This is a genomic window from Psychrobacter sp. APC 3426 (genome assembly GCF_030408035.1).
In the GTDB taxonomy this organism is placed as follows: Bacteria; Pseudomonadota; Gammaproteobacteria; order Pseudomonadales; family Moraxellaceae; genus Psychrobacter.
The window spans coordinates 1-4,915 of the sequence record NZ_JASDCF010000052.1 but is presented as its reverse complement, the minus strand read 5'-3'; the positions used below and the strand labels follow the sequence as shown (position 1 = coordinate 4,915).

Sequence of the window (4,915 nt, the reverse complement as noted above, 5' to 3'; positions counted from 1 at the left end):
TGGTAAGGCGGCTAATGAAAGCCCGCCGTATCGTTGAAACAGTCATTGGTCAGTTATCAGAACGATTTAATATACAAAAGGTACGAGCAAGAGATTTATGGCATTTGTCTCATCGATTGATTCGTAAGATTCTTTCACACAATCTGTGCTTTGTACTCAACAAAAAACTTGGTAACCCGCCTCTTCAGTTTGAATTGCTTATTTCAAGTTGAGAGTGGGGTAATAGAACTATTGATGTATTACGCCAGAAAATCACAGTTATTACTCAAAGGCTAGTGTCGAAAAACATGATGATACATGGCTTAACACTGTAGGTTAGTGAGCAAATTAAGTTGCTTTCGACCAAGAGTTAATAATAAAAGAGCGCCAAATCTAAATGAGATGGCGCTTTTTTTACTTTTATTACTGATAATTAGTCCAGCAATAAATTCTCCAAAATCCCTTCATATATCTGCGCCAATTTACCCAAATCATCCACTTCTACTTTTTCGTCAACCTGATGAATTGTGGCATTACGCACACCAAGCTCAACGACTTGCGCACCTGTTGGCGCGATAAAGCGTCCATCTGATGTACCGCCAGAGGTTGATAAGGTCGTGTCGATATCAGTAACCTTTTTAATAGCTTGTTGGCAGGCCGACACGAGTTTGCCTTCAGGGGTTAAAAACGGCTGACCAGATAATTTCCAATGAATGTCATAACTGGCTTTGCTGTTCTCAAAATGTTTATCAAAGATAGCATGGGTTTTTGCTTTTAGCTCATCTTCGCTCGTTTCTGTAGAAAAGCGGAAGTTAAAAATAACTTCAAGTGTCTCAGGAATGACATTGGTTGCGCCCGTGCCACCATTAATATTTGAGATTTGTAGAGAAGTCGCAGGAAAATAGTCATTGCCTTTATCCCAAGTCGCAGCTGTTAATTCAGCCAATGCTGATGTTACCGCATGAATAGGATTACACGCGAGGTGCGGATAGGCGACGTGACCTTGCTTGCCAGTGACGGTTAGCACGGCACCTAATGAGCCGCGGCGACCATTTTTGATGATATCACCCAGCGTGTCTGTACTGGATGGCTCACCAACGAGACAATAAGTGATTTTTTCGTTACGCGTTTCTAAGGTTTCAATGACTTTGACTGTACCATTGATTGACGGACCTTCTTCATCTGAGGTGATTAGAAAGGCGATAGAGCCGTTGTGCTCAGGATGGTTTGTGACAAAACGTTCGGCTGCGATGGTAAAAGCGGCAATGCCTGTTTTCATGTCAGCAGCACCGCGAGCCCATAGATAGCCATCAGCGATGGTTGGGGTAAATGGTGGATAGGTCCAATTATTGACATCGCCAGTTGGCACGATATCAGTATGACCAGCGAAGCAAATAACTGGGTCGGCTGTACCACGGCGCGCCCAGAGATTTTTGACTTCAGCGTGCTCGCCTGTTTTATTTCTATCACCGTAATACATAAATTCGCAGCCAAAGCCTGCTTGCTCTAATCGCGCTGACAATATATCTTGGCAACCGTCATCATCTGGTGTGACCGAAGGGCGCTCAAGTAGGGAAATGCTTAAGTCTAAGGTTTGTTGTTGATGGGTTTCTTGTTGATGGGTTTCTTGTTGATGGATAGAGTCAAACATGAATGAACCTTTTTATTATAAATTAAGATGATAAGTTTTTAAGAGTAGCAGCCAAAATAGAATCAGTAGTTGTTTTTTACTTACTAATGAATATTAAATATTGTCTTCAATAAAAGGTATTAAACCATCTCGGCGCATCCACGTCGCAATCGAATAGCGCTGACGATGGGCGATTTGCACTTGATGTTTTAAATCACTATCAAATATGACCAGTCGATTGGCAACAGGCATCACATTATGATGGACACCATGTTTATCGACGACTTCTAATGCACCGCCGTCACTGGCTGCCCATTCATCATTAAGATAAAACACTGCGGAGATAACGCGTTCATCGCGACCAGCCGGATTGTCACTATGCCATTGATAGCCAAAGCCCACCGGATAGCAGGCATAATGGGCTTCACTATGGCGAATACCAGCGAACAAGCTACGATTAAACAGCACGCCCAGCGCATTGATGCTTTGCAGATAAAAATAGCCGGCAAAGAAATTCTCAGTAATCCAGCGGATGCGATCACCGCGTATGTCACTGATACGCACACCCGCCGTCAGCTCTGCATCACGATAGTCGATAAAACCACTTTCCGCTTGCAAAGCTAATAGTGCTGTATGCTCAAATACGTCATCGATAACTATCCACCCATCATTTATAAATGTATCAAGCTGCGTATCTGTCAGCTTATCGTCCCAGCACACATCAAAATCTGACATTTGCAGAACGTGTTGGGTTGACGACTTTTCGCTCGCCTGGTTGCTCGCCATATCAGTGCACGGCGCAAGTAATGGTGGATTATCAGGACCTATCGGATGCTTGACCACCAGGTCGGTCACATTTAGGTTGCTAATAATCTTCGTCATTTCACCTCGTTTTTTTTATTAATAATGAATCAATTATCAAATAACTATCAATTAGTCATCAATCAGTCGGTATTTATAGCCTTTTTGTTGAGGCTGCTTACCAAAACCACATTATCTTTTACTCTGCCTATGCTACCATAGATGCAATTTTTCTTATTTAAACTTTTGAGATTATGAACTATAAACACGCCTACCACGCTGGTAACTTTGCTGATGTGGTTAAACACATTTTATTAGTACAACTGCTTAATCAACTGGGTCAAAAAAACAAACCTTTTTATGTGCTTGACGCTTATGGCGGTCGCGGACTGTATTCACTTAGCAGTGAAGAGGCGCGCAAGACAGGGGAGGCCAAAGGTGGTATTCAAGCGTTGTTAAAAGCAGATACCGAAAAAGCACCAGCCGCTGTCAAAGATTATATAGAAGGCATCAAGCAAGCCAAATTCACTTACGACAGTAAAGTATATCCTGGTTCGCCTTGGTGGATTGCTCATCATATCGAAAAGAACCCAGACGCTGGTGTTCGCGGTGAAGCATTTGAGGCAAAAGCCAGTGAATATGATGCGCTCAACTATCAATTGCATAAACTGCCAATCGGTATCCAGCATCGTGATGCCTTTGAAGGTATTACGGCGGTTATTCCACCAAAAGAAAAGCGTGGTCTAATTTTTCTTGATCCTCCTTATGAGCAAGAGCATAAAGACTTCACGCGACTTATCAATCTGCTAGTCGCTGCTTATAATAAATGGCCGCAAGGCACTTATGCACTTTGGTTTCCAATTAAAAATATCGAAGCCGTAGAGCTGTTTTATAAGAAGCTTAAGCGTACTGAGATGAGACGCCAGCTGGTTTGTGAGCTCAATATCTATCCAAATGATGTTGCTGTGGGCCTTAACGGCACTGGCCTACTGGTTATCAATCCGCCATGGCAGTTCGACAACCATGCACGCGAAGTATTACGTTTCTTACAGCCTGCTCTAAAAGTGGCTGACGCTCCAGACTTAACGCCTGATAGCGCGACCAACGTGCGCTGGCTAGTCGGCGAATAACCATGTCAGTGAATAACTATGCCGGCAAATAAGGATATTGAGATGACGAACGTGCAACCACCCAAAAACCAGTCGCAAGACGCTGCTCTAAATGAAGGGTTGTTACAAGACAGCGCAGCGACACAGCCGCCATTTGTAGACGAGCATGAGTTTAATATTCGTTTAGCGGATAACGACAGCTATGACGGTTTAACCTTTGAGGTGATTGAAGCAGAAGTTGCTGAAGGTAAGCGTGTGGTCAGTCGCGGTGTCTATCTAGCGCCCAATCTGATTACCACTTTGTCGTTACTGTCAGGGTTTTACTCGATTCTAGCCAGTACCCAAGGTGAGTTCTACAAAGCATCGTTAGCGATTTTCCTATCGGCTATACTCGATGGTGCTGATGGTCGAGTCGCACGTATGCTCAATGCGCAAAGCCCTTTTGGCGAGCAATATGACTCTTTAGCGGACATGCTGGCTTTTGGTGTCGCACCTGCTATTTTGATATATAGTTTTGCCTTAGAGCCTTTAGGTCGTATCGGTCTTGGTTGCGCCTTCGTTTTTACCGCTTGTGCCGCTTTCCGCCTCGCACGTTTTAACGTTCAGGTCGGCATTGTCGATAAAAAGTATTTTGTCGGTTTGGCAAGTCCACTTGCGGCTATATTGGTAACGTCTGCTGTTATGGTCGCTGTCGATCATAATGAGTGGGTCGGGCAGTACGATACGGCAGTCATGTTCTTATTCGCCGCTTGGGTTGTCATCTGTGGCTTATTGATGGTCAGCAATGTTAAGTATTATAGCTTTAAAGAATTTGATAAAAAGAAAGTGCCATTTGTGGTTCTTATCATTGGTGTGTTGGTCATGAGCATCGTGTTGTATGACATACCTGTCGGCATTTTAGCGATTGGTATCATCTATGCGTTATCGGGTATATTTACGACGATTAAAGCGAAAGCCAGTAGCTAAATCGAACTAGCATCTCTATAAAAAAAGGAATTTACCGAAAGGTAAGTTCCTTTTTTTATAGATAGTCGTTTATTTAAGTACTTAAATCACAGTATTTGCCCGTTATCCTGTCAGTGGGACAACAATCACAATAAAGCCTAAGTTTTGGGCGAGATACTATGTTCAAAGAGATAGGCTCAGATGAAGACTTAGTATATAAAAATATTGATAAATATAAATTTAAAATAATAACAATAAGTTAGAGAGGGTCGTTGCAAATATAATCAAAGAGCGCGAATTATTTATCATTTCTCCCTTGACCCCCACCCTAAAGCGCGTATAATGCCACCCAGTCGAAAGGGAAGGCTTACTGGAGCGGATTACTAATAGCGAGTATTAAGCAAGCTACTGATTAATCATCCAGCCCAGCTAAATCATTTTAGATTAATTC

General features: G+C 42.8%; 4 protein-coding genes and 1 pseudogene. 3 read left to right on the top strand and 2 right to left on the bottom strand.

Annotated features, from left to right (window positions below; all coding sequences use genetic code 11):
- Positions 1-212: pseudogene (locus tag QL919_RS14020) on the top strand (IS982 family transposase); the annotation flags it as partial.
- Positions 213-412: 200 nt separating this feature from the next.
- Here the strand turns inward: QL919_RS14020 and dapE are convergent.
- The gene (gene dapE, locus QL919_RS14015; RefSeq protein WP_290190083.1) at positions 413-1,630 is read right to left on the bottom strand and encodes a succinyl-diaminopimelate desuccinylase; all 1,218 of its coding nucleotides are present in this window, start codon (positions 1,628-1,630) and stop codon (positions 413-415) included.
- A 93-nt stretch (positions 1,631-1,723) separates the two neighbouring features.
- Positions 1,724-2,491: a 2OG-Fe(II) oxygenase gene (locus tag QL919_RS14010; protein WP_290190082.1), complete on the bottom strand. Its 768-nt coding sequence runs from the start codon at positions 2,489-2,491 to the stop codon at positions 1,724-1,726.
- Between the two features lie 173 nt (positions 2,492-2,664).
- Between QL919_RS14010 and rlmJ the strand changes: the two genes are divergently transcribed.
- Together rlmJ and pssA are read left to right on the top strand one after the other, a co-directional pair.
- Positions 2,665-3,540 carry a 23S rRNA (adenine(2030)-N(6))-methyltransferase RlmJ gene (rlmJ, locus tag QL919_RS14005; protein WP_290190081.1) on the top strand — a complete coding sequence of 292 codons (876 nt, stop codon included), beginning with the start codon at positions 2,665-2,667 and terminating at the stop codon, positions 3,538-3,540.
- A gap of 42 nt (positions 3,541-3,582) precedes the next feature.
- Positions 3,583-4,485, top strand: coding sequence for a CDP-diacylglycerol--serine O-phosphatidyltransferase (gene pssA, locus QL919_RS14000; protein ID WP_290190080.1), 903 nt, complete (start codon positions 3,583-3,585; stop codon positions 4,483-4,485).
- The last annotated feature ends 430 nt before the right edge of the window (positions 4,486-4,915 follow it).

Excerpts from the sequence above, each read along its gene's own strand:
- pssA (WP_290190080.1), top strand. The coding sequence starts at position 3,583 with ATGACGAACGTGCAACCACCCAAAAACCAGTCGCAAGACGCTGCTCTA.
- dapE (WP_290190083.1), bottom strand. The coding sequence starts at position 1,630 with ATGTTTGACTCTATCCATCAACAAGAAACCCATCAACAAGAAACCCAT.
- rlmJ (WP_290190081.1), top strand. The coding sequence starts at position 2,665 with ATGAACTATAAACACGCCTACCACGCTGGTAACTTTGCTGATGTGGTT.
- QL919_RS14010 (WP_290190082.1), bottom strand. The coding sequence starts at position 2,491 with ATGACGAAGATTATTAGCAACCTAAATGTGACCGACCTGGTGGTCAAG.